This window comes from Candidatus Desulfolinea nitratireducens (genome assembly GCF_982879505.1).
The window spans coordinates 1-4145 of record NZ_CEYOSI010000267.1; the positions used below are offsets into that span (position 1 = coordinate 1).

A 4145-nucleotide genomic window follows, 5' to 3' on the forward strand; every position below is an offset into this window, starting at 1 on the left:
AGAAATTTTGCATTATGTGACTTTGCAACACCTAGTGAGTTATGCGTTCCCAAAGCTCCCGCTTTCATCGTTTGAATAGGGAGATTGAAATATGCCCGTTCCGAGTCAGGATTGGGACTTGCGGGAGAGGCAAAATGCATGACGGCATCCACTTTATTGGGCACGAAAATATAATTGGAGACATCATGCCGATAAAAACTAAAATTTTCATTTCCAGCCAGGTGGGCAATGTTATCTGGATTGCCAGTAATAAAATTATCCATCCCGACTACCTGACGACCATCCGCAATAAGTCGGTCAGAAAGATGAGAGCCAAGAAATCCGGCAGCACCCGTGATCAAAATACGCATAATTTATCCTTAATTTGGACTGAGACTTTTCCAGTCAATGCGACTGATTAACCCGTCGCCGGTAATTTGGTGAGATTCTTCTGAGACAGAATCGACAAGCCATAGATTGCCCTGATAAACCATCGCAAGGAAATCGCCCGACTGACCTGGAATAGGGTCTGGTGCCCAGACAGGGATTTGAGGGTCAATGCCCTGGGCATCTTCCGGGGGGAAAATCGTTCGGCGATTTGAGCCATCTCGATCCATGACGATAACGCGATAACGGCTGTCTTCACTTTGTGTTGGAAAGATCGCTTGCAAATAAGCCAGTTGATACATGCGTTCTTTTCCGCTTGGGCGCATGGGGGAGCCGGAAGGATAGGCAAACATTCCCGTTTGTGGTGCTATTTGAATATTGGTTGAATTAGCCATTGAAATTGCGCTGAGATCAAAATAAGGTGAATCCTCATGGCTAACCAAATTCGACGCAGGAGCGTGTGTGACGGTGAAAATACTGTTATTGTCACCTCCCCAGCTTATCCCTGGTATCCAGGCCCAATCGCTGTGAGTACTTAATGCCACGATATCCTGCAAAGGGTCAAATTTACCCTCTTCGATATTGACGAGCCCAATTCCATCGGGACGTGCGTATGCGAGTTTTCTGCCATCCGGGGACCAAAGGAAATTCACTCCCCACCAACCATAAATGCCTCCCGCATTGGCCTCGATGATCTCTTGCGGATTGGTTGACCAGCCCGCGCTAAATGTGACCTGATAAAGGTCGTTATTGGCTTGCCACCCGGGAGCGGCGGCACGTGGTTCTACTGTTGAATAGTATATGCGAGTCCCGCCATTAGGGCGCCAACTGGCGAAGTGTACCACATTGGAAACACCAAGCCTGATAGGGTCTTTGGGTCTCCCGTTGATATTCACGGCCCAAAGAGTATTGATCTCTACCGCGGGATCTTTTTCTGATTTTCGGGAATATAAAAGCCAGCCGGCATTCGGTGAGAGGGCAAAGATCCGACCGTCCAAATCTCCGGTGGTGACGAGCGGCCTCCGATTGGCGGTGGAATCTTCCATGATCCAGGCATTGCCTCCTGAGAGATAGGCAATAATGCCGGGAATGGGGATCGGGGCAAATACCGCCTGAATGCCGACCATTGTAATTTCAGATTTTGGGGTTTGCAGAATAGTAGTTTTGACCAAAGTGTTGCTGATCTCAATATCATCTTCGTAAACACTCCGATAGGTAATTTCCTGGAGCCCATTTTGACCCAATTGAATGAGCCTTGTTTCACCTTCAGGGAGAGATTCATTGCGGACCACCTGACGCTCAAACGGGATGACCTCCTCTTGTGATTCGAAGACCTCCCGAACGCGGATCACCTGCACCTGATCTCCTTCAGCGAGGAGGGTATAGAGAGGCGGCTCGACGCGGTCGGATTCCCCGAGTATGACCCCGGCAGATTGGAGGACTTCATCCACGTTGCTGCCAGCCGGGAGTTGGATTTGCTGGCTTTGTCCATCCACGTTAAGGCCGATATGCGTCTCTTCCTGTAAAATCTTTGGGGCGCCGCAGCCAGCCAAAAGGAGGGCGACCCCGAGAATTATCAGGGGAAAGAAAAGGCGAAGGGAAATCATCCCAGGGAACTTCTTGCTGGTATAATCCACTCGCTATTTCACTTTCCCAGCCATGACCATCAGGCCGTCTCTGATGCCGATTTTTTCAATTCTGAAGCCGGTCGCCACGGGCCCGACTGCACCAGTGTAGGCTTCTTTGATGATGGCAGATAAAGCGCTGGAGAGGCTTTCTGGCACCGGGAAGGGGCCAAAGTCAGCGGATGCAATGTGAATATCAGGTTGCCCTTCCTCGTCAATGCCAACATTGACCATCACATTAATATTGGCAACGAAGAAACCTTGCGTGGCCTGACCGTAAATTTGCATCTGACCATCTTGCAGGAAAACTTGTGGTTCGGTAAATAATGGGTTGTTTTGGTTTTCAAGCTTGAAGGCGAGAATTGAAGTAATTTGTGGTTCGGTAATGGTGAGAATGATATTTTCACCGGTGATCCCTGTCTCCAGCGCAGTTTCGAATTGTGCCTTGATACTATCGATCGCCTGTTGGGATACCGGAATCACCCTCTCAGGATAGTCTGGCCCGCCGATATTCATCGTGCATGCCAGTGAAGCGAAAATCAAGGATATTGTGGCGAAAAGGATGGCAGATTTCTTTTTTCTGAGCATATTTTCTCACTAATTTATATGAAATGATCGGAGCAATTATAGCATGAGCAACCCTGAAAAAACCGCAGACCTTTCTCTGACAGCCAAGCTGGAAAGCTTGCTTTTTGTTGCTTCGGAGCCAACTCCATTGGCGCAACTGGGAGTGGCGCTAGGATTGACAACTGAGAAAGTCGAAAAGGTTTTAACGGAATTGACCGAAACACTCTCGACCCGGGGCTTGCGGATTCAGACCCATCGCGGTCGTGTATTATTGACAACTGCACCGGAACTTGCCCCCTTGATCGAGGAGTTTCTAAATCTAGATGCAACCACTCGTCTTAGCCCGGCTGCGTTGGAGGCTCTTTCAATAATAGCCTATCAACAGCCAGTGACTCGCCCCCAGGTGGATGCGATTCGTGGGGTAAATAGTGATGGGGTCATGCGCTCTCTTTTGAGTAAGGGCTTGATCCAGGAAAGTGGTCGCACGGAAGGGCCGGGCCGTCCGATTTTATACAGCTCCACTCCCGAATTTTTGCAGCATTTTGGGCTCCCATCTCTTTCCGCTCTACCAGAAATTGATATTTCGGATATCCTTGCAGAGAATGGGAATCAGGAAGTATTGAAGGGATAATTTTTTCTCTCTCGACCATTTAGGAAAAGCGCCCAAAAGGGCAGCCTCCATTTTTAAGGAAATGGGGGAAATGAAAAGGATAATTTAATGGAAGAACGATTACAAAAAATTCTTGCAAAAGCCGGACTTGGTTCTCGACGAAGTTGCGAAGAATTTATTACTGCCAAGCGTGTAAAAGTGAACGGTAAAATCGCTGTTTTGGGCCAAAATGCAGATCCTGCACGGGATACGATTACCCTTGATGAAAAGGCGATTTCCGTGACTAAAGCAAATATATATATCGCCCTGAACAAGCCGCGCGGTGTAATTTCTGCGGTGACCAGCCCTGATCCACGCCCAACCGTGCGTGATCTGATTCCGATTGAAGGACGGATCTATCCGGTAGGTCGTCTGGATATAGAGAGCGAAGGCTTGATCCTGATGACAGATGATGGCGATCTGGCGAATAAACTTTCCCATCCCCGTTATGGACATGAGAAGACCTATAAGGTGCTGGTCGCCCGCCATCCGGATATCAAGCAACTTGAAGCCTGGCGGCGAGGTATCGTTCTGGAAGATGGCTATCGGACCGCACCGGCGAAAGTTTACCTCGAAGGAAAAGCTGGTAAAGGGGCGAAACTGACGGTAGTGCTAAAAGAAGGACGCAAACGACAGATTCGCGAGACAGGAAGTTTGCTTGGTTTGCCAGTGGTCAAGATCAATCGTGTCCAACTGGGAAGTTTGAAATTAGGCAGGCTCAAGCCCAGAGAATGGCGCTACCTGACAGATGAAGAAGTTCGAGAACTGAAAGAGAATAAAAATCCCGAGAAAAAAGCACTAAAGCCAGCCTGGAAGAAACACGGCTATAAAAAGAAATGATGCAAAATCTAAAAACAGGATGGCCTAATTTTTAGAAAAATAGCATATCCCCTGTAAAATAGTGCTATGAATATCCAGGAACGTAAATCAAGAAATAT

5 protein-coding genes are annotated in these 4145 nt (G+C 48.2%); 2 read left to right on the top strand and 3 right to left on the bottom strand.

Annotated features, from left to right (window positions below; all coding sequences use genetic code 11):
- From AC3DOM_RS16175 to AC3DOM_RS16185, 3 genes are all read right to left on the bottom strand, one after another.
- Nucleotides 1-350: GDP-mannose 4,6-dehydratase (locus AC3DOM_RS16175; RefSeq protein ID WP_487920074.1), on the bottom strand; the 350-nt coding region annotated here is incomplete at its 3' end.
- 9 nt (nucleotides 351-359) lie between these two features.
- Entirely contained in the window at nucleotides 360-1973 is a 1614-nt protein-coding gene (locus AC3DOM_RS16180; RefSeq protein WP_487920075.1) for a G5 domain-containing protein, read from the bottom strand.
- A 33-nt stretch (nucleotides 1974-2006) separates the two neighbouring features.
- Entirely contained in the window at nucleotides 2007-2579 is a 573-nt protein-coding gene (locus tag AC3DOM_RS16185) for a hypothetical protein (protein ID WP_487920076.1), read from the bottom strand.
- Nucleotides 2580-2622: 43 nt separating this feature from the next.
- On the opposite strand from AC3DOM_RS16185, the gene scpB reads away from it, so the two are divergent.
- Together scpB and AC3DOM_RS16195 are read left to right on the top strand one after the other, a co-directional pair.
- A complete protein-coding gene (gene scpB / locus AC3DOM_RS16190; protein ID WP_487920077.1) occupies nucleotides 2623-3189 on the top strand; it encodes an SMC-Scp complex subunit ScpB in 567 nt (188 codons plus the stop codon).
- A gap of 87 nt (nucleotides 3190-3276) precedes the next feature.
- The gene (locus AC3DOM_RS16195; protein ID WP_487920078.1) at nucleotides 3277-4047 is read left to right on the top strand and encodes a pseudouridine synthase; all 771 of its coding nucleotides are present in this window, start codon (nucleotides 3277-3279) and stop codon (nucleotides 4045-4047) included.
- The last annotated feature ends 98 nt before the right edge of the window (nucleotides 4048-4145 follow it).